Below are 25,067 nucleotides of genomic sequence, written 5' to 3' on the forward strand. Positions count from 1 at the left end.
AGCCTCTCAAGCGACGGTCAGAGATCGGCCGGCAGTGGCTGCTTGAGCCAGGTCTGGGAATTCTTCTCCAGGCTGCCATCGGTCTTGGCGGTGGCCAGGATCTGGTTGACCTTGTCCAGCAGCGCCGGCTCGTTCTTGTTCACGCCCACGTACACCGGCGAGTCCTTGAGTTTCACCTTCAGCGCCGGAACACGCTTGGGGTTGCGTTCGCTGATGGCGACCATCACCACGTTGCCGCTGGCGATCAGGTCCACCTGGCCGGCCAGGTAGGCGGCGATGGTCGAGTTGTTGTCTTCGAAGCGCTTGATGGTGGTGCCTTCGGGGGCGACCTTGGTCAACTCGATGTCTTCGATGGCGCCACGGGTGACGCTGATGGTCTTGCCCTTGAGGTCGTCCAGGGTGCTGATGGCGGCATCGGGCGGGCCGAACACGGCCAGGTAGAACGGCGCATAGGCACTGGAGAAGTCGATGACTTTTTCCCGCTCCGGGTTCTTGCCCAGGCTGGAAATCACCAGGTCGACCTTGCCAGTGGTCAGGAAGGGGATGCGGTTGGTGCTGTTGACCGGTGTCAGTTCAAGCTTGACCTTGAGCTGGTCGGCCAGCAGTTTCGCGGTGTCGATGTCCAGGCCACGGGGTTTCATGTCCGGGCCGACCGAACCGAATGGCGGGAAGTCCTGGGGCACGGCGACCTTGAGGGTGCCACGCTTGACCACGTCTTCCAGGCCATCGGCGTGGGCGGGTAACTGACAAAGCATCAGGCTGGCAAACAGGGCTGTGAGCAGGACACTGCAACGCTGAATCATGGCGAATCTCCGCAATCGGTGATGTGATTTCTGCGTTCGGACAGAGCACAGGCCATGCCAAGGCGACTTTTAATCGGCCAAAGCCACGGTTTTGCTGGTGGGCAGCGGTCTTACTGGTCTGAACAGTTGCATTGTGTTTCGCACCGTTATCGGGCGTCGGCATTTGTCGCCGAACCCTGCTGGGGCACGACTTGCCGGGCGCGGCGAATAGCTTTACAACTAGCCGCTCACTGGCCCGGTTCGTCTGAAAAAACCATGAATTCCATCGCTCGTGCCGTTCCTGAAGTGGCTCTGCAAGCCATCCGCAAACTGATCGTCGATGAAGGCTTCGGCCCAGGCGATGCGTTGCCGTCGCAACGGGACCTGGCGCTGCAGCTGGGCGTGAGCCGGGCGTCGTTGCGCGAAGCGCTGTCCTCCCTGAGTGCCTTGGGCATGATCAGCGTGCAGCCGGGCAAGGGGGTGTTCGTGCAGGCACCGGTAGAGGCCCCACGCACCGAGTCGGCGCCGGGTTGGCCGTTCGCGGCCCAGGCTTCGCCGGTGGACATCTTCCAGTTGCGCTACGCCCTGGAGGGCTTTGCGGCGGGGTTGGCGGCGGTGACGCTCAGCGCCGATGAACTCGACCGGTTGCAAGACAATGTCGAAGCCATGCGCCGGGAGCTGAAGGTCGGCGATTTCGACGCCGCCGCGCGGCTGGATTTCGAATTCCATCGGCGAATCCTGCTGGCCAGCGGCAACCAGGCGATGTTGAGCATCCTTACCGCCAGCGCCGACATCTTCCTGGAAAGCCAGAAACTACCGTTCATCCGGGCGGAGCGGGCGATGGAAACCTGGCAGGAGCACCGCAAGATCCTTCGCGCCCTGGCCCGTCGGGCTTGCGGCGCCGCGCAAAAAGCCATGCAGGAACATGTACGTAACGCTGCACTGCGTACCGGGATTTCGTTCGTCGCCCCCACGGCTTCATGAGTCGGGCCATACCCAAATACATCCTGCGCCATAGCGAGACTCAATCAACTGCGGCTTCCTGAACCCGGGAAGGGCCGCTATGATGGGCCACGTTTTTTTGCTGATGACCCCGGAGATTTCCATGAGCAGCGATCTGATCAAACACGTTAGCGACGCTAGCTTCGAAGCTGACGTACTCAAGGCCGAAGGCGCGGTACTGGTCGACTATTGGGCTGAGTGGTGCGGTCCCTGCAAAATGATCGCCCCAGTCCTGGACGAGATTGCCGAGACCTACAAGGGCAAGCTGACCGTTGCCAAGCTGAACATCGACGAAAACCAGGAGACTCCGGCCAAGCACGGCGTGCGTGGTATCCCGACCCTGATGCTGTTCAAGAACGGCAACGTCGAAGCCACCAAGGTCGGTGCGTTGTCGAAGTCGCAACTGGCTGCTTTCCTCGACGCCAACATCTAAGCGCCGAATGCCACTGAAAAAGCCCCGCAAATCGCGGGGCTTTTTCGTTATCCGGGGCTAGACGCTTGCAAACCCAGGTGGTACATTCGGCCCCGCACTGGTTTCTCCATTGCCCCCTGCAAGCCGTCGCCGACGCTCTCCTTTCGAATAAGTACGCGATCCTGTCGCCTTCTCTGCGGCGCGGCCTCATTAAGCCAAAAGCTTAATTTCCCCCCTCCATAAATGATTACGTCATTCCTATATGAATCTGACTGAACTCAAGCAAAAGCCGATTACCGAACTGCTCGAATTGGCCGAACAGATGGGCATAGAAAATATGGCCCGTTCGCGCAAGCAGGACGTGATTTTCTCCCTGCTCAAGAAGCACGCGAAAAGCGGCGAGGAAATCTCCGGTGATGGCGTGCTGGAGATTCTCCAGGACGGCTTCGGCTTCCTTCGCTCCGCAGACGCTTCCTATCTCGCCGGCCCGGACGATATCTACGTCTCGCCGAGCCAGATCCGTCGCTTCAACTTGCGCACCGGTGACACCATCGTTGGCAAGATCCGCCCTCCGAAGGAAGGCGAACGTTATTTCGCCCTGCTCAAGGTCGACACGATCAACTTCGACCGTCCGGAAAACGCGAAGAACAAGATTCTCTTCGAGAACCTGACCCCGCTGTTCCCGACCGTGCGCATGAAGATGGAAGCCGGCAACGGTTCCACCGAAGACCTCACCGGTCGTGTCATCGACCTGTGCGCACCCATCGGCAAGGGCCAGCGTGGCCTGATCGTGGCGCCGCCGAAAGCGGGCAAGACGATCATGCTGCAGAACATCGCGGCCAACATCGCCCGTAACAACCCTGAAGTTCACCTGATCGTGTTGCTGATCGACGAACGTCCGGAAGAAGTGACCGAGATGCAGCGCACCGTGCGCGGCGAAGTGGTCGCCTCGACGTTCGACGAGCCGCCAACCCGCCACGTGCAGGTTGCCGAAATGGTGATCGAGAAGGCCAAGCGCCTGGTCGAACACAAGAAAGACGTGGTGATCCTGCTGGACTCCATCACCCGTCTGGCCCGTGCCTACAACACCGTGATCCCGAGCTCCGGCAAGGTGCTGACCGGTGGTGTCGATGCCCATGCGCTGGAAAAACCAAAGCGTTTCTTCGGCGCCGCGCGGAACATCGAGGAAGGCGGTTCGCTGACCATCATCGCCACCGCACTGGTTGAAACCGGTTCGAAGATGGACGAAGTGATCTACGAGGAATTCAAGGGCACCGGCAACATGGAGCTGCCTCTGGATCGTCGTATCGCCGAGAAGCGTGTCTTCCCGGCCATCAACATCAACCGTTCCGGCACGCGCCGCGAAGAGTTGCTGACCGCCGACGACGAGTTGCAGCGCATGTGGATCCTGCGCAAGCTGCTGCATCCGATGGATGAGGTCGCCGCCATCGAGTTCCTGGTCGACAAGCTGAAGACGACCAAGACCAACGATGAGTTCTTCCTGTCGATGAAACGCAAGTAAATCGCCAAGACAGGCCAGCAAGAGCCGGGGAAACCCGGCTTTTTGCTATCTGTGCATTCACTATTCTGGACGGGCGGCGTTAAACTCGGGCCCCCGAACGCCACGGCCACCATGAGGCTTTTGCATGCAGTATCGCGACTTGCGCGACTTTATCAGCGGGCTGGAACAGCGCGGCGAACTCAAGCGCATCCAGGTACCGGTGTCTCCTGTCCTGGAAATGACCGAGGTCTGCGACCGTACCCTGCGTGCGAAAGGCCCGGCGCTGCTGTTCGAAAACCCGACGGGGTACGATATTCCAGTGCTGGGCAACCTGTTCGGTACGCCGGAGCGTGTTGCCCTGGGCATGGGCGCCGAAGCCGTCAGCGAATTGCGTGAGATCGGCAAGCTGCTGGCCTTCCTCAAGGAGCCCGAGCCGCCGAAAGGCCTGAAGGACGCTTGGTCCAAGCTGCCGATTTTCCGCAAGATCATTGCCATGGCGCCGAAAGTCGTCAAGGACGCGATCTGCCAGGAAGTGGTCATCGAGGGCGACGACGTCGACCTGGCCACGCTCCCGGTGCAGACCTGCTGGCCGGGCGACGTGGGGCCGCTGATCACCTGGGGCCTGACCGTCACCAAAGGCCCGAACAAGGACCGCCAGAACCTGGGCATCTACCGTCAGCAGGTGATTGGCCGCAACAAGGTCATCATGCGCTGGCTGAGTCATCGCGGCGGTGCATTGGACTACCGTGAGTGGTGTGAGAAACACCCCGGCCAGCCCTTCCCGGTGTCGGTGGCCTTGGGCGCGGACCCGGCGACCATTCTCGGCGCCGTCACGCCCGTGCCCGACAGCCTTTCCGAATACGCGTTCGCCGGCCTGTTGCGCGGCAACCGTACCGAGCTGGTGAAATGCCGTGGCAATGACCTGCAAGTGCCGGCCACCGCCGAGATCATTCTTGAAGGTGTGATCCATCCCGGCGAAATGGCCGATGAAGGTCCGTACGGCGACCACACCGGTTACTACAACGAAGTGGACAGCTTCCCCGTGTTCACCGTCGAGCGCATCACCCATCGGATCAAGCCGATTTACCACAGCACCTACACCGGCCGTCCACCCGATGAGCCGGCCATTCTCGGCGTGGCGCTGAACGAAGTGTTCGTGCCGATCCTGCAGAAGCAGTTTCCGGAAATCACCGACTTCTACCTGCCGCCGGAAGGTTGTTCGTACCGAATGGCCGTGGTGACCATGAAGAAGTCGTATCCGGGGCACGCCAAGCGCGTGATGCTCGGGGTCTGGTCGTTTTTGCGACAGTTCATGTACACCAAGTTCGTTATCGTCACTGACGACGATATCAACGCACGGGACTGGAACGACGTGATCTGGGCCATCACCACGCGCATGGACCCCAAGCGCGACACGGTGATGATCGAGAATACGCCGATCGACTACCTCGACTTCGCCTCGCCGGTGTCTGGCCTGGGGTCGAAGATGGGACTCGATGCCACGCATAAATGGCCCGGTGAGACCACTCGCGAGTGGGGCCGGGTTATCGTCAAGGATGAAGCCGTTACCCAACGGATCGATGCCATCTGGAATCAGTTAGGAATAGATTGATGCGTGTAACCTTGCAGCCTTCCGGGGCGGTGCTGGAGATACGGCCCGCCGAGCGGATTCTCGATGGCGCGCGGCGCCTGGGCTATGAATGCCCGCAAAGCTGCCGCAACGGCAACTGCCACGTCTGTGGTGCGTTGTTGGTGGAAGGCCGTGTGGAACAGGCGGGCGAGGTGCGCGACCACGGTGAGATCTTCACGTGCATCGCCGAGCCGTTGGAGGATTGCGTGGTGTTGTGGGATGGCGTGCTGTCGCCGGGCGAGCTACCGGTACGCAACCTGGCGTGCCAGGTGATCGAGTGCGCCGACGTGGGCGGCGATGTCTGGCGAGTGCGCCTGCGGGCGCCAGCGGGCAAGCCACCGCGCTATCACGCCGGACAGTACCTGATGATCGAACGGGAAAACGGCGAAAAATCGGCGTTCTCCCTGGCCTCGGCACCGCATTCCGGGCGCGAGCTGCAGCTGCATGTGTTGGTGCGCGAAAGCAGTGCACAGGCGCTGCTGGAACAACTGCAACGCAACCCCAGCGTGCGCATCGAAATGCCTTTTGGCGACACGCATTTGTCCGAGTTGCCGGACGGACCGTTGGTGCTGATCGCCGCCGGAACCGGCATGGCGCAGATGCACAGCCTGATCGAGCATTGCCGTGCTGCGGGCTTCAAGCATCCGGTGCATCTGTACTGGGGCGTGCGGCGGCCGGACGATTTCTATGAAATCGAGCATTGGGACGAATGGAAAAAACTGCCGAACCTGTTCCTGCACAAAGTCGTCAGCGACTTGTGCGGCTGGGAAGGTCGCTGCGGGATGCTCCATGAAGCGGTGTGCGAGGACCTCAGTGATCTTTCCGGCGTGCACGTCTACGCCAGCGGCTCGCCGGCCATGATCTATGCCACGCTCGATGCGCTGGTGGAAGCCGGCATGGACGCCCACCAGATGCGCGCCGATGTATTTGCCTATGCGCCTCGGGCTTAGCGGCTGACCTGAAATCTGGATTCATGCGCTTTTGTGATCTAGATCGTGCGCTTGTGTGGCGAGGGAGCTTGCTCCCGCTCGGTTGCGCAGCAACCGCCTCCTATGCAGTCCAGCGGGAGCAGGCTCCCTCGCCACACAACAGCCCATGTCCACCCATCGATATAACTGCATATATTTCGTTTCGATATTTAGTCTCAAGGCTAGATACCGATAACGTATATAGGGAGTGGATGGCATTTAACTTGCCTTGATCCCTATGAACGTCAACCCCATGACGGGCCCCATTCACTTTCCGACCCGCGAGGAGCCAACCGCTACCGGCCATGACCGCTATCGAATCCGCCATTACCTGTGCCTTGTACCCGCCACGACTCGAGTTGGGGCCGCAGCTGACCCGTGAGCAATTGCTCGCCTCGATGCAATTGACCATGAGTCTCCACCAGGGCGGTCCGGTCTGGCTGTTCGCGTACGGTTCATTGATCTGGCGGCCGGAATGCACGGCGGTGCAGCGCATGCGCGGTCGGGTCCATGGTTATCATCGCGGTTTGTACCTGTGGTCCCATGAGCACCGCGGGACCCCGGAGTTGCCGGGGCTGGTGTTCGGGCTGGATCGCGGCGGTTCGTGCAGCGGGTTCGCCTACCAATTGCCGGAAGAGAATCTCGAGGACTCGCTGTTTGCCCTGTGGCAGCGCGAGATGCCGGTCCCGTCCTATCGTCCGCACTGGCTCAGTTGCCGTCTCGAGGATGGCAGCCGGGTGCAAGCCTTGGGTTTTGTGCTGGAGCGGCACCTGCCCAGCTATGCCGGCAACGTGCCGGACCATGTGTTGAGCCAGGTGTTCGAAAGCGCCTGTGGGCGTTACGGCACCACTCGCGATTACGTCGAGCAGACCGTCCACGCCCTGCGCAGCCACGCCATGCCAGACCGGAATCTGGAGGCGCGGCTCAAGCGCTGCCAATCAGCGCTGGATCAGGCGACCGCTTCGCGGCTCTGACTGGCTATTTGCTTGTGCCACAGCGTGGGCGCGAGGAACGCCATTGCCAGCAGGCAGGCGCCGATCAGCAGCACAAAGCCACCGTCCCAGCCAAAATGGTCCACGGTGTAGCCCATGGCGGCGCTGGCCGCGACCGAGCCACCCAGGTAACCAAACAGACCAGTGAAGCCGGCAGCTGTACCGGCGGCTTTCTTCGGTGCCAGCTCCAATGCCTGCAAACCGATCAACATCACCGGGCCGTAGATCAGGAAGCCGATGGAAACCAGGGCGATCATGTCGACGGTCGGGTTGCCGGCCGGGTTCAGCCAGTACACCAGCGTGGCCACGGTCACCAGGGCCATGAACACCATGCCGGTCAGGCCACGGTTGCCACGGAAGATCTTGTCCGACATCCAGCCACACAGCAGCGTGCCGGGAATGCCCGCCCACTCGTAGAAGAAATAGGCCCAGGAACTCTTGTCCACCGTGAAGCCCTTGGCCTCCTTGAGGTAGGTCGGCGCCCAGTCCAGCACGCCGTAGCGCAGCAAGTAGACGAAGACGTTGGCCATGGCGATGTACCAGAGCATTTTGTTGCGCAGCACGTATTTGACGAAAATTTCCTTGGCGCTGAATTCGTTCTCGTGGCTCGCGTCGTAGCCTTCGGGGTAGTCGTTCTTGTATTTCTCGATGGGCGGCAGGCCCACGGATTGCGGCGTGTCGCGCATGGTCACGAAGGCAAACACCGCAACGGCGAGCGCTACGGCAGCGGGCACATAGAATGCCGCGTGCCAGTCGTTGAACCAGCCCATCCCCAGCAGGAACAGCGGGCCGATCAGGCCGCCGCCGACGTTGTGCGCCACGTTCCACACCGAGACCACGCCGCCACGTTCCTTCTGCGACCACCAGTGCACCATGGTGCGTCCGCTTGGCGGCCAACCCATGCCTTGGGCCCAGCCGTTGATGAACAGCAGGATGAACATCATGGTCACGCTGGAGGTTGCCCAGGGTGCGAAACCGAACACGAACATCACCCCCGCCGATACCAACAAGCCGAAGGGCAGGAAGTAGCGCGGGTTGGAACGGTCGGACACCAGGCCCATCAGGAACTTCGACAGCCCGTAGGCAATGGCGATGGCCGACATGGCCAGGCCCAACTGGCCACGGGTATAGCCCTCGTCGATCAGGTACGGCATGGCCAGGGAGAAGTTCTTGCGCAACAGGTAATAGCCGGCGTAGCCAATGAAAATCCCGGCGAAGATCTGCCAGCGCAGGCGTCGGTAGGTGCTGTCTATTTTTTCTTCAGGCAATGGAGCCTGATGGGCGGCGGGACGAAAGAAAGCAAACATTCAAGAGCTCCAGATTTCTTGTTTTGACTGCGGATGCGAATGTTACAGTTTCGTTACCGAAAATAGCATCGGTTCGCATCAACAAAAAAGCAGGAATGTTGGAGATACCGTGTTCTTTTATGAACATGTCGCTCAGGTGTAAATGAAGGGCGCTGTGGGAATGGCGAAACCGGGTCGCAGGGTTACGGCCCGGTATGAAACCGTTCGGGTAAGCAATCAGCGAACCTGAACCACCACTTTTCCGACTGCCTTGCGTTGGCCCAGATCATTGATGGCTTGTGCCGCGTTGCTCAGCGGGTATACCTGCGACACCAGCGGCTTGAGCTTGCCCTCGGCGAACCAGCCGAACAATTGCTGGAAGTTGGCGGCGTTGTCCTGGGGTTGGCGTTGGGCGAAGGAGCCCCAGAATACGCCCACCACGGCGGCGCCCTTGAGCAGCGCCAGGTTCACCGGCAGTTCGGGGATGCGTCCGCTGGCGAAGCCCACCACCAGCAGCCGGCCGTTCCAGGCGATGGCGCGGATGGCCTGGTCGAACAGGTCGCCACCCACCGGGTCGTAGATCACATCGGCGCCCTGGCCGTCAGTGAGGCGCTTGATTTCATCTTTCAGGCTGGTTTCGCTGTAGTTGATCAGTTCGTCGGCGCCGGCTGCCTTGGCCACGGCAAGTTTTTCCGCGCTGCTGGCGGCGGCGATGACCCGGGCGCCCATGGCCTTGCCGATTTCCACGGCCGCCAGGCCAACGCCACCGGAGGCGCCGAGCACCAGCAAGGTTTCGCCGGGTTGCAGGTTGGCCCGTTGCTTGAGGGCGTGCATCGAGGTGCCATACGTCATGCTGAAGGCGGCGGCGGTGTTGAAGTCCATGGCCGCGGGAATCGGCAACACGTTGTAGCCTGGCACCGCCACTTGTTCGGCAAAGCTGCCCCAACCGGTCAGCGCCATCACCCGGTCGCCGACCTTCAAATGGCTGACTTTCTCACCCACCTCGCTGACCACGCCCGCCGCTTCGCCACCGGGGGAAAACGGGAAGGGGGGCTTGAATTGATATTTGCCCTCGATGATCAGTGTGTCAGGGAAATTCACCCCGGCGGCGTGCACGTCCAGCAGCACTTCGTTCTTCTTGGCGACGGGGCTGGCGACGTCTTCCAGCACCAGCGATTCGGCGGGGCCGAATTCTTTGCACAGCACGGCTTTCATCAGGGCTATTCCTTTGGGAGTGATGGCCGATAAGTGTAGGTGTGAGAGACAACGGGTCAACGAGCATGCCCCGCCCTGATAGCCGGCCATAAGCTTGTGCTTGAACGGTGGGGCGGTATGCTGGGCCGCAAACCGGATGAGGAGTCAATTGTGAAAGCGCGGATCATGTTGATGCTGGCCCTGTCGTTGCCTGTGGCGGCAATGGCCGAAGAGGCCAAGGAAGCGAAAGAGGGCGAGGCACCGAAAGTCAGTTACATCACCCTCAGCCCGCCATTCGTGGGCAACTATGGCTTGGACGGCACGGCGAAGCTGAAGGTCTACAAGGCCGATGTGGCCCTGCGCGTGACCGGTGACGCCGCCGCTGCGGCGGTCAAGGCCAACGAGCCGCTGATTCGTAACCAATTGGTGGCGTTGTTCGCCCAGCAGACCACCGAGACGATGAACAACCTCGAAGCCAAGGAAAAGCTGCGCCAGGAAGCCTTGAAGCAGACCCAGCAGGTGATGAATGACGAGACCGGCAAGCCGATGGTGGACGATCTGTTGTTCAACAACCTGATCATTCAATAAGCGCTGGCACACAGCCTTGGACAGGGCCTGGGTTTCCAGGCTCTGTCCAAGGCTTTTTTTTATCAAGAGGCCAGGCTTTTACGAAAACGCCCCAGGGCAATAGCGAAGAACGACAGCCCGATGGCCGCCAGTGCCAACAGGTCTGGCCAGACCACGCCAACCCCTGCGTCACGGAACAGGATCGCCGCGCTGAGGCTGACGAAATGGGTCGAAGGCGAGCCTTGCATCACCCATTGCAGCCATTGCGGCATGCTGTCCAGCGGGGTGCTGCCGCCGGACAACAGCAGCATCGGGATGATCACCGGGATCGACAGCAAGCCGAACTGCGGCGTCGAGCGCGCCAGGGTGGCGAGAAAGATACCCAGGGCGGTGCTGGCGAACAGGTAGAGCGCCGTCACCAGCAGGAACAGCAGCATGGAGCCGGCGAGCGGCACGCCCAGGGCAAACTTGACGATGATTTCCAGCGACGCCCAGGTGCACAGCACGACCACCAGCATGTTGCTCCAGATTTTCGCCAGCATGATTTCCAGGGCCGTCAGTGGCAGCACCAGCAAGTGATCGAGGGTGCCGTGCTCGCGCTCGCGCAGCAGTGCGGTTCCGGTCAGGATGATGGCCAGGATGGTGATGTTGTTGACGATCTGGATCACCGCCAGAAACCATCCACCCTCAAGGTTGGTGTTGAACAGCGCACGGGTGGTCAGCCTGATGGGCGTTTGCTCGCTCGCTTGTGCCTGGCCGCTGTAGGTCAGCAATTGCTGTTGGAAAATCCGCCCGATGTAGCCGGCCCCCATGAACGCCTGGCTCATGGCCGTGGCATCGACGTTCAGTTGTAACGCCGGTTCGCGTCCGGCAAGCAGGTCGGCCTGGAAGTTGGCGGGCACGTTGATCACGAAGGTGTAGCGGCCACTGTCCATGACCTTGTCCAGTTCGGCATAGGGCAGCGCCATCGGAGTCTGGAACTCCGGCGGTTGCAGTGCCTGGGCCAGTTGGCGTGAGAGGAGGCTCTGGTCTTCATCCACCACCGCCACGCTGGCGTTGTGAACGCCAATCACCGAGCCTGCGGCCGGCATATAGATCGCCACAGTGAAGGCGTAAGCCAAAAACAGCAGCAGGACCGAGTCGTACCGCAAGCTGGTCAGTTCCTTGAGGCCCAGGCGCCAGATGTGTGAAAGCGTGCGCATCAGGCCTCCTGCTTCTTCAGCATGACCAGGCTGAGCCCGGTGAACCCCAGGAAAAACCCGAACAACGCCAGGCATTGCGGCCATAGCTGGCGCAGATCCAGGGCCTTGGTGAAGGTGCCGACGGCGATGTCCAGGAAATGGCCGGCGGGGAACAACTGGCCCATCACCGACGCTGCGCCTTCCAGGGACGAGCGCGGCACGATCAGCCCGGAGAACTGGATGGTCGGCAGGCTGGTGATGATCATGGTGCCGAGGATCGCAGCGATCTGGGTGCGGGTGAACGCCGAGATCAACAAGCCCATGCTGGTGGTCGCCAGCACGTAGAGCAGGCCGCCCAGTGCCAGCGTCAGGCCGCTGCCCTTGAACGGCACGCCGAACAGCCAGCGATTCATGGCCGTCAGCAGGGCCAGGTTGACCAGGCTGACGACCAGGTAGGGGGCCTGTTTACCCAGCAGGAACTCCAGGCGGGTCAGCGGCGTGGCGTAGAAGTTGGTGATCGAGCCCAGTTCCTTCTCCCGCACGATGCCCAGAGCCGTCAACATGGCGGGAATGAACGCGAGGATCAGTGCCATGACCCCCGGTCCGATGGCATTCACACTGACCACGTCCTGGTTGTAGCGAAACCGGGTTTCCAGCTTGGCCGCGGTGTGCGGGGGGCGCGCCGGGCTGCTCTGTTCGGCCCATTGTTCGAGGTTGGCCAGGTGCACGGCCTCGACATAGTTGCGACTGGTCTCGGCGCGGAACGGCATGCCGCCGTCCAGCCAGGCGCCGACGGTGGGCTGCCGGCCGGCGTACAGGTCGCGACCGAAACCAGGCGGTATTTCCAGGGCCAGCTTGATTTCCGAGCGTTGCAGGCGTCGATGCAGTTCGTTGGCGTCGCGGATAGCCGGTTGCTCCTCGAAATAGCGCGAGCTGCGAAAAGCTTCCAGGTAGGTGCGACTTTGTGGGCTCTGATCCTGGTCGAACACGGCGAAAGCGAGCTTTTCCACGTCCAGGGAGATGCCGTAGCCGAAGATCACCATCATGAACAGGGCACCGAGCAGGGCGAATGCCATTCGCACTTTGTCCCGTAGCAGTTCCTTGCCTTCCCGGCTGGCGACGGCCAACAGGCGACCCAGGCTGAGGCCGTGCCGGTCCCGCGGGGTGTCGGCCTGGTCGAGGGCCACGGGGGTGGCGTCTTGCTGCGCCTCGCCCTGGGCCTGTTCCAGGCAGCTGACGAACGCGGCTTCCAGGGTCTGGCCGTTGAACTGCGCCTGCAGGGCCGCTGGCGTGTCGCAGGCCAGGACCTTGCCGGCGTGCATCAGCGAAATACGGTCACAGCGCTGGGCTTCGTTCATGAAGTGCGTGGAGAGGAAAATCGTCACGCCCTGTTCGCGAGACAACTCGATCAACAGGCGCCAGAAGTCATCCCGGGCGGCCGGATCGACGCCGGAGGTCGGCTCGTCGAGGATCAGCACTTCCGGGCGATGCAGCACGGCCACCGCCAGGGACAAACGCTGGCGCAGGCCCAGGGGCAATGCCCCGGAAGGCTGGTCGGCGAGGTCCTGCAACTGGAAACGTTGGATCAGGTCTTCGATGCGGCTGGTGCTTTCGGTCTTGGGCAGGTCGAACAGCTTGGCGTGCAATGTCAGGTTCTGGCGCACGCTCAGCTCGCCGTACAGCGAGAAACTCTGGGACATGAAACCCACCCGTTTGCGAGTGGCGAGGTCCTTGGCGTTGACCGGGTTGCCCAGCAGGCGGGCGCTGCCTTCGCTGGCAGGCATCAGCCCGGTCAGCACTTTCATGGTGGTGGTCTTGCCGCAACCGTTGGAGCCCAGGAAACCGAAAATCTCACCACGACCAATCGCGAAGCTGACGTGATCGACCGCGGTGAAATCACCGAAGCGCAAGGTGAGGTCATGGGCTTCGATGGCAATGTCGGCGGTGCTGTCGCCCCTGGGAGGGATCGTCAGCGGCTCGGCGTCGTGACCGCTGTCGCCCTGGAAATGGGTGAAGGCCGAGTCGAGCTTGCCGTCCGGCGTGACAGCGGCCAGGTCCGCGCTCAATCCCTGGGCGATCAAGCGACCGTTATCGAGCATCAGGCAATGCTCGAATTGTTCGGCTTCTTCCATGTAGGCCGTGGCGACCAGCAGGGTCAGTTGCGGTCGTTGGCGGCGCACGTCTTCTATCAGTTCCCAGAAGCGTCGCCGCGACAGCGGGTCCACGCCAGTGGTGGGTTCGTCGAGAATCAGCAGGTCCGGCTCGTGGATCAGAGCGCAACACAGGCCGAGCTTCTGTTTCATGCCACCGGACAACTTGCCCGCCGGGCGGTCGGCAAAACGCTGCAGGTCGGTCGCCAGCAGCAGCGTGCCCATGCGTTGTTCGCATTCCGCTCGCGATAGTCCGAACAGCGTGGCGAAAAACCGGATGTTCTCGCGTATCGACAGATCAGGATAAAGGTTGCCCCCCAGTCCTTGAGGCATGAAGGCGATACGTCGGTAGAGGGTGTTGCGATGATGCCGGTCCTCGATCGATGCGCCCAGTACGTCCAGTTCGCCGTGCTGGAGTTTCTTCACCCCGGCAATCAATCCCAGCAGGCTCGACTTGCCGGCCCCGTCCGGGCCGATCAGGCCGCAGCGAGTGCCGACGGGCAGATTGAAAGCGATGTCGTCCAGGGCGGCATGGGCGCCGTAGCGGTGCTTGAGGCCCGAGGCGCGCAGCGCCGGTTCGCCGCCGCCGGCGTTCATTGCAGGTTGGCCGGCCAGTCGATGGGGGCGATGCGCAGATAGCCGGCACCCGGCATGCCGGGTTTGGCCTGGGGCACCTCGCCGGGCCGGGTCAGGCGTACCTTGACGCGGAACACCAGCTTCTGGCGTTCGTCACGGGTTTCGACTTCCTTGGGGGTGAACTGGGATTTCGCCGCGACGAAGCTGATCGTGGCCGGCAGCGGTCGCTCGGGCAGGGCGTCGAGCAGCACGCGTGCTTCGTCGCCGACCGCCAGTTTCCCGGCCACGGAGGCCGGCAGGTAGAGGTTCATGTATTGGTCGTTCGGATCGATCATCAGCAGCACCCGTCCGCCAGCACCCAGCACTTCGCCCGGCTCGGCCAGGCGCAGTTGGATCACGCCGTCGATGGGCGCGCGCAAGCGGCTGTCGTCGATTTCGCTGGTCAGTTGGGCCACCTGGGCGAGGGTCGCGCCGATGGCGGCGTTTGCCGCCGATACCTGGGCCCGGGCCGCATTGACCGCGGCGTTGGCAGTGTCCATGCGAGCTTGCTGTTGGTCGATGACCTGGCCGCTGGCAAAACCACGCTTGAACAGTTCCCGGGTCCGCTGGAGTTCCTGGTGGGCGAGCAATTGTTCGCTCTGGCGCAGATGTACATTGGCCTCGGTGGCCGCGAGATTTTCCCGGGCCCGCAGCACTTCGGCTTCGGCCTGGTTGCGCTGGGCTTCCAGGGTACGGGTGTCCATGCGCGCCAGTAACTGGCCTTTGACGACCTTGTCGCCCTCATTGGCAAGCACTTCGGCCAGGCGACCGGGGGTCTTGCTGGCGATCTGGACTTCGGTGGCTTCGAGGCGCCCGTTGCCCATGCTCAGGCCTTCCGGCAGGCGGTCATGTCGGGACTTCCAGTAGCCGAACCCGCCGGCGGCCAACAAGACGGCCAGCAGGGCGAGGGCAAAGAAACGAGAGGTATGAGGGGGCGTCGACATGTCCGGCATCCTGCGGCTATAGCGTCCAGTTTGCTGGATCCGCTACCGCCCCAGCTTGATATCCATCAATACATGGAGGTTCAGCGCAGGGCAATCACTGCCGCCCACTGCTCGGCGGTCACCGGCATCACCGAAAGCCGCGAGCCTTTCTGCACCAGGGGCATCTCGGCCAGGGCGGCCTGTTGCTTGAGGTAGTCGAGCTTGAGGACGCGGGGGAAGGTCTCGACATGCGCCACGTCGATTGCGGTCCAGGGGTTTTTATCCGGGCCGGCCTTGGGGTCGAAATAATGGCTGTCCGGGTCCAGGGCCGTAGGGTCGGGGTAGGCTGCCTGGATGATTTTGCCAATCCCGGCGATGCCCGGCTCGGGGCAACTGGAGTGGTAGAAAAAGAACTGATCGCCGACGGCCATCGCCCGCAGGAAATTGCGCGCCTGGTAGTTGCGGACCCCGTCCCAGCGCGCCTGGTCGAGCTTTTCCAGGCCCTGGATGGACAATTCGTCGGGCTCGGACTTCATCAGCCAATAGGCCATGATTTTTTCTCCTGGGCGGCGGGTATCAAAATAGTTCGGCGATTTTATGACAAACCGACAGTCGGTTGACGCCAGAGTTTGCGTGTCGCTGCAGCTTGCCGCAAAATGCCGGCCTTCCAAGCTTGACGCTGCTGCACGGCCAATAAGAAAACCGCTGCTGTCATCGTGTGTGATATGCCTTGAGGGGGGCAATCGATGAAACGCAAACCGGATTTGTTGTGGATCTTGGTCATTCTGTTCGGACTGGGTGTCGTGACCACGGGTTACGCCCAGAGCCTGTGGGCCAACAAGACCGAGGCGCCGGTGGATATCACCCAGCCCGCGCCAACGCTCAAACGCTGAACCTGCTTTCCAGGCGCCGCTGATTACCGCGGCGTCAACCCCGCGATATACCATTGCCTGTCGCTGACCGTTCCCTGCAACGGCACGTCCCAGCTTGCCTGCGCCAATCGTTCGACCTTCTGGCACTCATGGGCCAGCCCCAACAGCGTCGGCTTGCGCCACTGCTTGCGTCGCGCCAGGTACGCCAGGCTGCGGTCGTAAAAGCCGCCGCCCATGCCTAGCCGACCTCCCGCATCGTCAAATCCCACCAATGGCAACAACACCAGGTCCAGCGTCCAGACCTTGCGTTGTCGGGCGATGTTCTTGCATGGCTCGGGGATGCGAAACCGGTTGGGCTGCATTTTTTCGCCGGGGTGGATGCGCTGGAACACCATCTTGGTCTGCGGCCACGGGCTGAGCACCGGCAGATAGGTGGCCTTGCCCCGGCGCTGGGCTGCGCGCAGCAGCAGGCGCGGGTCGATCTCGCCATCGTTGGGCAGGTACAGGGCGATGTGCTTCGCTCGGCGGAACAACGGATGCTGGGCCAGTTGTTTGTACAGCCCGCGGGCGGCTTGCCGTTGCTGGGCGGGCGTCAGGGCGCGACGGGCCTGGCGCAGCAGGCGGCGAAGTTGCGGGCGGGGCAGCAGCGCGGGTTCAGTCATGTCGAGGCTTCACGCAGTGGCGATGCCGTACAGCGTAACCGCAAAACAGGACGCTCAGAAATGCCTGCGCCCGGAAACGACAATGCCAGTCCACATGGACTGGCATTGTCTGGAGTCAGGCTCCCCGGATGAACCGCTGTCGGCTTAGCCCTTGAACCCGAAAGTTCAAGGTGGAAGTTGCAGGAGGCGTTAAGGCTTTCCGTCAAGCGGACATGCACACCGGCCCCAACGTGCAACCCCCGTGGTTGTGCGTATCGGCTCAGGGACATCACCAACTGGCAAGCACCCCAGGGAGTGAGGCGAGTATACCCCAGGCAGCCTCGCGAATCAGCCCTTGCTGACGTCTGGATCGGTGGCGAGCACCAGATCCACCCGATCGAGCAGGTCGCGTACCTGCTCACGGGTCGAGCCACTGACCTGTACGTCCGGCGTATCCTGGCGATGCAGCAGGTCGTGGGTGATGTTCAAGGCGGCCATTACGGCGATGCGGTCGGCGCCGATGACTTTGCCGCTGCTGCGGATTTCGCGCATCTTGCCGTCCAGGTAACGGGCGGCGCTCACCAGGTTGCTGCGCTCTTCCTGGGGGCAGATGATCGAATATTCTTTGTCGAGGATCTGCACGGTAACGCTATTGCTTGAACTCATGAGTCTTGCTCCAGGGCCTTGAGGCGCGAAATCATCGATTCGACCTTACGCCGGGCGATTTCGTTTTTTTCAATGAGGTGCGCGCGTTCCTCGCGCCAGGTCTTTTCCTGAGCTAATAGGAGTCCGTTTTGGCTCTTAAGTTGCTCGACCCGGTCAATTAGCAGTTCGAGTCTGGCCATCAGCGCTTGCAGGTCGGTGTCTTCCATTGTGTCCACTGAAGAATGTGTCTGATGGAGGGATGTGGGTCGCACAGCCTCTGATAGTCTTGGCGAGTCTGTCGATGTAGGATACAAGGCCTCCATTCTAGACATAGCGCCGTCTGGCGCCTAGCTGCCCATGCCCATTCAGAATTCCCCGTATCAAGCATTCGCCACCCTGCTGAGCACCAGCGGTCACCCTGTATCGCCTGCCGAACTGCATGGCCTGTTGCTCGGCCGCAGTTGCGCCGGCGCCGGTTTCGATGCCGACGGCTGGTTGGCCGACGCCGCCGAGCTGCTGGAAGGCGAGCCGGCGGACAACGTCCGTAACGCGCTGATCGGCCTGCAGGAAATGGTCAAGGGCGAGTTGACCAGCGATGACATGACCGTCGTCCTGCTGCTGCCCACCGACGACGCCCCCCTGGCCGAGCGCGCCGCGGCGCTGGGCCAGTGGTGCCAGGGCTTCCTTGCCGGCTTCGGCCTGACCCGCCGCGAATACGCGCTGAGCGAAGAGGCCAAGGAAGTGCTGCAGGACTTGGCCGCGATCTCCCAGGTCCAGGATGCCCTGGAAGAGTCCGATGACGGCGAAAGCGACTACATGGAAGTGATGGAGTACCTGCGGGTCGCACCATTGCTACTGTTCACAGAGACCAAGAAAACCGATGCAGCGGCTCCCAAGCCGTCCTTGCATTGAATTTCAGAGGGAACCCCGTCTGCCCATGATTCATATCCCGAAATCGGAATACAGCCGTCGCCGCAAGGCCCTGATGGCGCAGATGGAACCCAACAGCATCGCAATCCTGCCCGCCGCCGCCGTTGCGATCCGCAACCGCGACGTCGAGCATGTCTACCGCCAGGACAGTGACTTCCAGTACCTCAGCGGCTTCCCCGAGCCGCAAGCGGTGCTGGTGCTGATGCCCGGCCGCGCCCATGGCGAATACATCCTCTTTTGCCGCGAGCGCAACGCCGAACGTGAGTTGTGGGACGGCCTGCGCGCCGGCCAGGAAGGGGCGATCCGTGACTTCGGCGCCGACGACGCGTTTCCCATCACCGACATCGACGACATCCTGCCGGGCCTGATCGAAGGCCGCGACCGGGTGTATTCGGCCATGGGCAGCAACCCGGAGTTCGACCGGCACCTGATGGAGTGGATCAACGTGATTCGCTCCAAGGCCCACCTCGGCGCCCAGCCGCCGAACGAATTCGTTGCCCTGGATCACTTGCTGCACGATATGCGCCTGTATAAATCGGCGGCGGAACTGAAGGTCATGCGCGAAGCGGCGCGGATCTCCGCCCAGGCGCACATCCGGGCGATGCAGGCGGCGCGCCCGGGGTTGCACGAGTTCAGCCTGGAGGCCGAGCTCGATTATGAATTCCGCAAGGGCGGGGCGAAGATGCCGGCCTATGGCTCGATCGTCGCGGCGGGGCGCAACAGCTGCATCCTGCACTACCAGCAGAACGATGCGCTGCTCAAGGACGGCGACCTGGTGTTGATCGATGCCGGCTGTGAAATCGACTGCTACGCCAGCGATATCACCCGTACCTGGCCGGTCAGCGGCAAGTTTTCGCCCGAGCAGAAGGCGATCTACGAAGTGGTGCTGGCCGCCCAGGAAGCCGCGTTTGCCCAGATCGCACCGGACAAGCACTGGAACCAGGCCCACGAAGCGACGGTCCGGGTCATAACCGAAGGGTTGGTGCACCTGGGGCTGCTGGAGGGTGAGGTGAACGAGTTGATTGCCAGCGAGGCCTACCGGGCGTTCTACATGCACCGCGCCGGCCATTGGCTGGGCATGGACGTGCATGATGTGGGCGAATACCGGGTTGGCGGCGAGTGGCGGGTCCTGGAAATCGGCATGACGCTGACGGTGGAGCCGGGCATCTATATCAGCCCGAACAACCGCAGTGTCGCGAAAAAATGGCGCGGCATTGGCGTGCGCATCGAGGATGACGTGGTAGTGACCAAAACCGGTTGTGAAATCCTGAGCCGAGGCGTGCCGAAAACGGTCGCCGACATCGAGGCCCTGATGGCCGCCGCCCGGACGCAAGCGGCATGAGCCGGGTCAATCTGGCGATCATCGGTGGTGGCCTGGTCGGCGCGAGCCTGGCGCTGGCCCTGCAGGCCGGTGCCAAGGCCCGGGGCTGGAGGATCATCCTGATCGAGCCCTTCGCCCCCGGCGACGCCTGGCAGCCAAGCTACGATGCCCGGTCTTCGGCATTGTCCTACGGTGCCCGGCAGATTTATCAACGCTTGGGTGTCTGGCAGGAGATTTCCCGTCGTGCCGAACCGATCAAGCAGATCCATGTGTCCGATCGCGGACGGTTTTCCACCGCGCGGCTGTCGGCCATGGAAGAGGGCGTGCCGGCGCTGGGCTACGTGGTGGAAAACGCCTGGCTCGGCCAGTGCCTGTGGCAAGGCCTGGACCCGGAGGTGGTCAGTTGGCGCTGCCCGGCGCAGGTTACGCGTATGGAGCCACTGGTCGGCGGTTATCGCCTGACCCTCGACGACGAAACCACCCTGGAGTGCGACCTTGCCGTTCTGGCCGATGGTGGTCGCTCCAGCCTGCGCGAGCAGTTGGGGGTCGGCGTACGCAGTCGTCCCTATGACCAGAGCGCCTTGATCGCCAACATCACCCCCAGCGAAGCCCACAATGGCATGGCCTTCGAACGCTTCACCGATGACGGCCCGATGGCCTTGTTGCCGCTGCCGGAGAATCGTTGCGCGCTGGTCTGGACCCGCCAGGGCATGGACGCGCAACGGCTGGCGGCCCTCGACGAGCGCAGCTTCCTCGCCGAATTGCAGGGTGTGTTCGGTTATCGCCTGGGGACGCTGAAGCAGGTGGGTGTACGGCACCTGTACCCGTTGGCGCTGGTGGAGGCCGAAGAGCAGGTCCGTCCGCACCTGGCGATCCTGGGCAATGCCGCCCACAGCCTGCATCCGATTGCCGGGCAGGGGTTCAACCTGTCCCTGCGCGATGCCCAGGCCCTGGCCGATGCCTTGCTCGACAGCGACCGCGAGCCGGGGGATTTTGCTGTGTTGCAAGCCTACCGCGAGAGCCAGCGCATGGACCAGGCCCTGACCGTGGGCTTCTCCGACCAGGTCACGCGGCTGTTCGGCAGCAGCCTGCCGTTGGTGTCCCTGGGCCGCAACCTCGGCTTGCTGGGCCTCGACCTGCTGCCGCCGGCCAAGCGCTGGTTCGCCCGCCAGGCCATGGGGCTGGGGACGCGTCCCGATGCTTGAGGCTGAGGTGGTCATTTCTTTTCATGGGCGGCTGATGTCGCCCGCAAAACAGGCTTAGAGCATGGAATTGCGTGCAGATCTGCTGATTGTCGGCGCCGGTATGGTCGGCAGCGCCCTGGCGCTGGCGTTGCAGGGCAGTGGCCTGCAAGTGTTGTTGCTCGACGGCAGCCCGATGAGCGTCAAGCCCTTCGATCCCCAGGCCGCGTTCGAGCCCCGGGTCAGTGCCTTGTCGACGGCCAGCCAGCGGATCCTCGATCGCCTGGGCGTCTGGCAGGGCATCACCACCCGGCGTACCAGCCCTTACACCGACATGCACGTCTGGGACGGCAGTGGCACCGGGCAGATCCATTTTTCCGCGGCCAGCCTGCATGCCGAGACGCTTGGGCACATCGTGGAAAATCGCGTGGTGCAGGATGCCCTGCTGGACCGCCTGCATGACTGCGACCTGGGCTTGTTGGCCAACGCCCGGCTGGAGCAGATGCGTCGTTCTGGCGACGACTGGCTGCTGACCCTGGCCGATGGCCGCACGTTGCGGGCGCCCCTGGTCATTGCCGCCGATGGCGCGAATTCCGCTGTGCGCCGCCTGACCGGCGTGGCGACGCGCGAATGGGATTACCTGCACCACGCCATCGTCACCAGCGTGCGCAGCACCCGGCCGCATCGGATGACGGCATGGCAGCGCTTCACCGACAACGGCCCGCTGGCGTTCCTGCCCCTTGAGCGTGACGGCCAGCACGACTGGTGCTCGATTGTCTGGTCCACCACCCCCGAAGAAGCGCAGCGCTTGATGGCGCTCGATGACAGCGAATTTTGCAACGAACTGGAACGCGCCTTCGAAGGCCAGCTTGGCCCGGTACTGAGCGCCGACCCGCGCCTGTGCGTACCGCTGCGCCAGCGACATGCCAAGCGCTATGTGGCCGAAGGGCTGGCGTTGATCGGCGACGCGGCCCATACCATCCATCCATTGGCCGGGCAGGGGGTGAACCTGGGCTTCCTCGACGCCGCCGTGCTGGCCGAAGTGCTGTTGCACGCGGCTGGTCGTGGCGAGCGGTTGGCGGACGTGAAGGTGTTGAGCCGCTACGAGCGCCGACGCATGCCCCACAACCTGGCGCTGATGGCGGCGATGGAGGGCTTCGAGCGGTTGTTCCAGGCCGATCCGCTGCCGGTGCGCTGGTTGCGCAACACCGGGCTGAAGCTGGTGGACCGCCTGCCTGAGGCCAAGGCCTTGTTCGTGCGCGAGGCGCTGGGGTTGAGTGGGGACTTGCCGGATTTGGCCAAGGCCTGAGATGTGGGTTGGGGCTTATGGCCTCATCGCGAGCAAGCTCGCTCCCACAGTCGTCACCGGTTCGAATGTGGGAGCGAGCTTGCTCGCGATGAGGCCGTCACAGCCACCTCACTCCATCTGTGCAACATTTGGAAATGTGTCCACCCACTGTTCGATTGAGATGCCAAATGTGAGTCCTTATCATTTGCGCCTCTTTCGCCATCCAGAGACCGCTATCATGTTGGCAACCAAGCGCCTGCTGTCCGTCCTCGCCTTGACCCTGATCGGCACCACTGCCGCCCAGGCCGCCGATGAGGTGGTGGTCTACTCCTCGCGTATCGATGAACTGATCAAGCCGGTCTTCGATGCCTACACCCAGAAAACCGGCGTCTCGGTGAAGTTCATCACCGACAAGGAAGCGCCGTTGATGCAGCGGATCAAGGCCGAAGGCGAGAACGCCACCGCCGACCTGCTGCTCACCGTCGATGCCGGCAACCTCTGGCAGGCCGAGCAGATGGGCATTCTCCAGCCGTTCACCTCCCCGGTGATCGACGCCAACATCCCGTCCCAATACCGCGCCTCGTCCCACGCCTGGACCGGCTTGAGCCTGCGGGCGCGGACCATTGTCTATTCCACCGACCGGGTTAAACCGGGCGAATTGACCACCTATGAAGCGCTGGCCGGCAAAGAGTGGGAAGGCCGTCTGTGCCTGAGGACCTCGAAAAAGGTCTATAACCAGTCCCTGACCGCCACGCTGATCGAAACCCACGGTGCGGAAAAAACCGAGGAAATCCTCAAGGGCTGGGTCAGGAACTTGTCCACCGACGTGTTCTCCGATGACATCGCATTGCTTGAAGCGATCAATGCTGGCCAGTGCGATGTCGGTATCGTCAACACCTACTACTATGGCCGCCTGCACCAGCAGAAGCCGGACCTGAAGGTGAAGCTGTTCTGGCCGAACCAGGCTGATCGCGGCGTGCACATCAACCTCTCGGGCATTGGCTTGACCAAGCATGCGCCGCATCCGGATGCCGCCAAGAAACTGGTGGAGTGGATGACCACGCCAGAAGCGCAAAGCATCTTCGCCGACGTGAACCAGGAGTTCCCGGCCAACCCGAAGGTCGAGCCGTCCAAGGAAGTGGCGGCCTGGGGCTCGTTCAAGGCCGACACCTTGCCGGTGGAAGTCGCGGGTAAACGCCAGGCCGAAGCCATTCGCATGATGGATCGCGCTGGCTGGAATTAACCCCAAGCCAGGCACGATTCCCTGTGGTGGTTATAAAATAGATGCCCGCGCCAATGCGCGGGCATCATCATTTGAACGAGAGCTCCCCTTGGCCCACCCCGCCCAACGCCGCTGGTACCCCCTGGTCTTCGCCATCGCTGCGCTGGTCCTGTTGCCCTTGAGTGTCTTGCTGCTGTCCTGGCAGAGCATCGACCAGCAAATCTGGTCCCACTTGTGGGATACGCAGATGCCGCGCTTGTTGGGCAACACCCTCACCTTGATCCTTGGCGTGGGTGTCGGCGTGACCTTGCTGGGTGTCAGCCTCGCCTGGCTCACCAGCCTGTGTGAATTCCCGGGACGTCGCTGGCTCGATTGGGCGTTGATGCTGCCGTTCGCGATTCCGGCCTATGTGTTGGCGTTCGTTTTCGTTGGCCTGCTGGATTTCGCCGGTCCCGTGCAGACGCTGATGCGTGAATGGTTCGGCAGCGGCCTGCGCCTGCCCCGGGTTCGTTCCACCGGCGGGGTGATCCTGGTGCTGGTGCTGGTCTTTTACCCTTATGTCTATTTGTTGGCGCGCAGTGCCTTCCTGGCCCAGGGCAAGGGCTTGATGGAGGCTGCCCGGGTACTGGGGCAGTCGCCATGGCAGGCGTTCTGGCGCGTGGCGCTGCCGATGGCCCGGCCAGCCATCGGTGCGGGCGTGGCGCTGGCGCTGATGGAAACCCTGGCGGATTTCGGCGCGGTGTCGGTGTTCAACTTCGACACCTTCACCACCGCCATCTACAAGACCTGGTACGGCTTCTTCAGCCTTTCCAGCGCTGCCCAACTGGCCAGCCTGCTGTTGCTGGCGGTGATGCTGGTGCTCTACGGCGAACGCCGGGCCCGCGGCGCTCACCGGACCAGTAACGAGCGGCCCCGGGTCAAGGCGTTGTACACGTTGCGCGGCCTCAAGGCCGTGGCGGCCAGTGGCTGGTGCTTCCTGGTATTTGCCTGCGCGTTTGTCATCCCGGTGCTGCAGTTGGTGGTGTGGTTCTGGCAACGCGGTCGTTTCGACCTGGATGAGCGTTATGCCGGGCTGATTGTCCATACCCTCTACCTGGGCGGCCTGGCGGCGCTGGTCACCGTCTGTGTGGCCTTGCTGCTGGCGTTCGCCCGGCGGCTGGCGCCGACCCGTCCGATTCGTGCCGGCGTCGGCCTGGCGAACCTGGGGTATGCCTTGCCCGGTTCGGTGCTGGCGGTGTCGATCATGCTTGCGTTCAGCTACCTGGACCGTGAGCTGGTCATCCCGCTGTCGACCTGGCTCGGCGGTGCAGGCAAGCCATTGTTGCTGGGCAGCCTGTCGGCGCTGTTGCTGGCGTACCTGGTGCGTTTCCTGGCCGTGGCCTACGGGCCGTTGGAGAGCAGCCTGGCGCGCATTCGTCCGTCCTTGCCCGAAGCGGCACGCAGCCTTGGGGTCAGTGGCCCGCGACTGTTTTTCAAAGTGTATCTGCCGTTGCTGTTGCCCGGCACCTTGAGCGCGGCGTTGCTGGTGTTCGTCGATGTGCTCAAGGAAATGCCCGCGACGTTGCTGATGCGCCCGTTCGGCTGGGACACGCTGGCGGTGCGGATCTTCGAGATGACCAGCGAAGGGGAGTGGGCCCGGGCCGCGTTACCGGCGCTGACGTTGGTATTGGTGGGGCTGTTGCCGGTCATCGGATTGATACGACGTTCGGCCCATCGAAACAGCTAGGTGCCAGTCCTACCTCATGCGGCTACAATGCGCGGCAT

At 62.6% G+C, this 25,067-nt stretch carries 24 protein-coding genes and 1 other RNA gene; 14 read left to right on the top strand and 11 right to left on the bottom strand.

Annotated features, from left to right (window positions below; all coding sequences use genetic code 11):
- Window positions 1–17 precede the first annotated feature (17 nt).
- Window positions 18–803, bottom strand: coding sequence for a transporter substrate-binding domain-containing protein (locus AO356_RS12935; RefSeq protein WP_060740122.1), 786 nt, complete (start codon window positions 801–803; stop codon window positions 18–20).
- Window positions 804–1,058: 255 nt separating this feature from the next.
- Between AO356_RS12935 and AO356_RS12940 the strand changes: the two genes are divergently transcribed.
- The 6 genes from AO356_RS12940 (at window position 1,059) to AO356_RS12965 (ending at window position 7,269) form a co-directional block, all read left to right on the top strand.
- Window positions 1,059–1,766 (top strand): FadR/GntR family transcriptional regulator, encoded by a 708-nt coding sequence (locus tag AO356_RS12940; protein WP_060740123.1) that lies wholly within the window; start codon window positions 1,059–1,061, stop codon window positions 1,764–1,766.
- 121 nt (window positions 1,767–1,887) lie between these two features.
- Window positions 1,888–2,217: a thioredoxin TrxA gene (gene trxA, locus AO356_RS12945; RefSeq protein ID WP_003206727.1), complete on the top strand. Its 330-nt coding sequence runs from the start codon at window positions 1,888–1,890 to the stop codon at window positions 2,215–2,217.
- A gap of 241 nt (window positions 2,218–2,458) precedes the next feature.
- Window positions 2,459–3,718, top strand: coding sequence for a transcription termination factor Rho (gene rho, locus AO356_RS12950; protein WP_003206716.1), 1,260 nt, complete (start codon window positions 2,459–2,461; stop codon window positions 3,716–3,718).
- A 124-nt stretch (window positions 3,719–3,842) separates the two neighbouring features.
- The gene (ubiD, locus tag AO356_RS12955; protein WP_060740124.1) at window positions 3,843–5,309 is read left to right on the top strand and encodes a 4-hydroxy-3-polyprenylbenzoate decarboxylase; all 1,467 of its coding nucleotides are present in this window, start codon (window positions 3,843–3,845) and stop codon (window positions 5,307–5,309) included.
- On the top strand, window positions 5,309–6,277 hold the full coding sequence (locus AO356_RS12960) for a CDP-6-deoxy-delta-3,4-glucoseen reductase (RefSeq protein ID WP_060740125.1): 969 nt from the start codon (window positions 5,309–5,311) through the stop codon (window positions 6,275–6,277). Before ubiD ends, AO356_RS12960 begins: the two co-directional genes overlap by 1 nt.
- 323 nt (window positions 6,278–6,600) lie before the next feature.
- Window positions 6,601–7,269 carry a gamma-glutamylcyclotransferase gene (locus tag AO356_RS12965; RefSeq protein WP_060740126.1) on the top strand — a complete coding sequence of 223 codons (669 nt, stop codon included), beginning with the start codon at window positions 6,601–6,603 and terminating at the stop codon, window positions 7,267–7,269.
- On the opposite strand, the gene glpT is transcribed toward AO356_RS12965, so the two are convergent.
- A complete protein-coding gene (gene glpT, locus AO356_RS12970) occupies window positions 7,245–8,594 on the bottom strand; it encodes a glycerol-3-phosphate transporter (RefSeq protein WP_060740127.1) in 1,350 nt (449 codons plus the stop codon). The two genes, AO356_RS12965 and glpT, sit on opposite strands and share 25 nt — an antisense overlap.
- A 216-nt stretch (window positions 8,595–8,810) precedes the next feature.
- On the bottom strand, window positions 8,811–9,788 hold the full coding sequence (locus AO356_RS12975; protein WP_060740128.1) for an NADPH:quinone oxidoreductase family protein: 978 nt from the start codon (window positions 9,786–9,788) through the stop codon (window positions 8,811–8,813).
- A gap of 150 nt (window positions 9,789–9,938) precedes the next feature.
- Between AO356_RS12975 and AO356_RS12980 the strand changes: the two genes are divergently transcribed.
- Entirely contained in the window at window positions 9,939–10,355 is a 417-nt protein-coding gene (locus AO356_RS12980) for a flagellar basal body-associated protein FliL (RefSeq protein ID WP_060743112.1), read from the top strand.
- A 62-nt stretch (window positions 10,356–10,417) separates the two neighbouring features.
- Here AO356_RS12980 and AO356_RS12985 read toward each other — a convergent pair whose 3' ends face one another.
- The 4 genes from AO356_RS12985 to AO356_RS13000 all read right to left on the bottom strand — a co-directional run bounded on the left by AO356_RS12985 (window position 10,418) and on the right by AO356_RS13000 (window position 15,754).
- The gene (locus AO356_RS12985) at window positions 10,418–11,536 is read right to left on the bottom strand and encodes an ABC transporter permease (RefSeq protein WP_060740129.1); all 1,119 of its coding nucleotides are present in this window, start codon (window positions 11,534–11,536) and stop codon (window positions 10,418–10,420) included.
- Complete coding sequence (gene rbbA, locus AO356_RS12990; protein WP_060740130.1) at window positions 11,536–14,262, bottom strand: ribosome-associated ATPase/putative transporter RbbA; 2,727 nt, start codon at window positions 14,260–14,262, stop codon at window positions 11,536–11,538. The genes AO356_RS12985 and rbbA overlap by 1 nt, the downstream gene beginning before the upstream one ends.
- Window positions 14,259–15,224, bottom strand: a complete 966-nt coding sequence (locus tag AO356_RS12995) for an HlyD family secretion protein (protein ID WP_060740131.1) — start codon at window positions 15,222–15,224, stop codon at window positions 14,259–14,261. Before AO356_RS12995 ends, rbbA begins: the two co-directional genes overlap by 4 nt.
- Before the next feature lie 80 nt (window positions 15,225–15,304).
- On the bottom strand, window positions 15,305–15,754 hold the full coding sequence (locus AO356_RS13000) for an EVE domain-containing protein (RefSeq protein WP_060740132.1): 450 nt from the start codon (window positions 15,752–15,754) through the stop codon (window positions 15,305–15,307).
- Between the two features lie 195 nt (window positions 15,755–15,949).
- Here AO356_RS13000 and AO356_RS32825 point away from each other — a divergent pair, with 195 nt between their 5' ends.
- The gene (locus AO356_RS32825) at window positions 15,950–16,096 is read left to right on the top strand and encodes a hypothetical protein (protein ID WP_177431714.1); all 147 of its coding nucleotides are present in this window, start codon (window positions 15,950–15,952) and stop codon (window positions 16,094–16,096) included.
- A gap of 23 nt (window positions 16,097–16,119) precedes the next feature.
- Here the strand turns inward: AO356_RS32825 and AO356_RS13005 are convergent, their stop codons facing one another.
- The 4 genes from AO356_RS13005 to AO356_RS13020 form a co-directional block, all read right to left on the bottom strand.
- Window positions 16,120–16,737, bottom strand: a complete 618-nt coding sequence (locus tag AO356_RS13005; RefSeq protein ID WP_060740133.1) for a 5-formyltetrahydrofolate cyclo-ligase — start codon at window positions 16,735–16,737, stop codon at window positions 16,120–16,122.
- A gap of 117 nt (window positions 16,738–16,854) precedes the next feature.
- Window positions 16,855–17,034: non-coding RNA, 6S RNA (gene ssrS, locus AO356_RS13010), on the bottom strand.
- 30 nt (window positions 17,035–17,064) lie between these two features.
- Window positions 17,065–17,382 carry a cell division protein ZapA gene (locus AO356_RS13015; RefSeq protein ID WP_039590276.1) on the bottom strand — a complete coding sequence of 106 codons (318 nt, stop codon included), beginning with the start codon at window positions 17,380–17,382 and terminating at the stop codon, window positions 17,065–17,067.
- Window positions 17,379–17,588 (bottom strand): TIGR02449 family protein, encoded by a 210-nt coding sequence (locus AO356_RS13020; protein ID WP_003177365.1) that lies wholly within the window; start codon window positions 17,586–17,588, stop codon window positions 17,379–17,381. The genes AO356_RS13015 and AO356_RS13020 overlap by 4 nt, the downstream gene beginning before the upstream one ends.
- A 130-nt stretch (window positions 17,589–17,718) precedes the next feature.
- On the opposite strand from AO356_RS13020, the gene AO356_RS13025 reads away from it, so the two are divergent.
- The 6 genes from AO356_RS13025 to AO356_RS13050 all read left to right on the top strand — a co-directional run bounded on the left by AO356_RS13025 (window position 17,719) and on the right by AO356_RS13050 (window position 25,029).
- Window positions 17,719–18,273, top strand: a complete 555-nt coding sequence (locus AO356_RS13025; protein ID WP_060740134.1) for a YecA family protein — start codon at window positions 17,719–17,721, stop codon at window positions 18,271–18,273.
- A gap of 25 nt (window positions 18,274–18,298) precedes the next feature.
- On the top strand, window positions 18,299–19,633 hold the full coding sequence (pepP, locus tag AO356_RS13030) for a Xaa-Pro aminopeptidase (protein WP_060740135.1): 1,335 nt from the start codon (window positions 18,299–18,301) through the stop codon (window positions 19,631–19,633).
- Entirely contained in the window at window positions 19,630–20,817 is a 1,188-nt protein-coding gene (ubiH, locus tag AO356_RS13035) for a 2-octaprenyl-6-methoxyphenyl hydroxylase (protein WP_060740136.1), read from the top strand. Before pepP ends, ubiH begins: the two co-directional genes overlap by 4 nt.
- Window positions 20,818–20,884: 67 nt before the next feature.
- The gene (locus tag AO356_RS13040; RefSeq protein WP_177431715.1) at window positions 20,885–22,102 is read left to right on the top strand and encodes a 2-octaprenyl-3-methyl-6-methoxy-1,4-benzoquinol hydroxylase; all 1,218 of its coding nucleotides are present in this window, start codon (window positions 20,885–20,887) and stop codon (window positions 22,100–22,102) included.
- Between the two features lie 217 nt (window positions 22,103–22,319).
- Window positions 22,320–23,324, top strand: coding sequence for an extracellular solute-binding protein (locus tag AO356_RS13045; RefSeq protein WP_060740138.1), 1,005 nt, complete (start codon window positions 22,320–22,322; stop codon window positions 23,322–23,324).
- A gap of 88 nt (window positions 23,325–23,412) precedes the next feature.
- Entirely contained in the window at window positions 23,413–25,029 is a 1,617-nt protein-coding gene (locus tag AO356_RS13050) for an ABC transporter permease (protein WP_060740139.1), read from the top strand.
- The last annotated feature ends 38 nt before the right edge of the window (window positions 25,030–25,067 follow it).

Source organism: Pseudomonas fluorescens (assembly GCF_001307275.1).
Lineage (GTDB): Bacteria > Pseudomonadota > Gammaproteobacteria > Pseudomonadales > Pseudomonadaceae > Aquipseudomonas > Aquipseudomonas fluorescens_AA.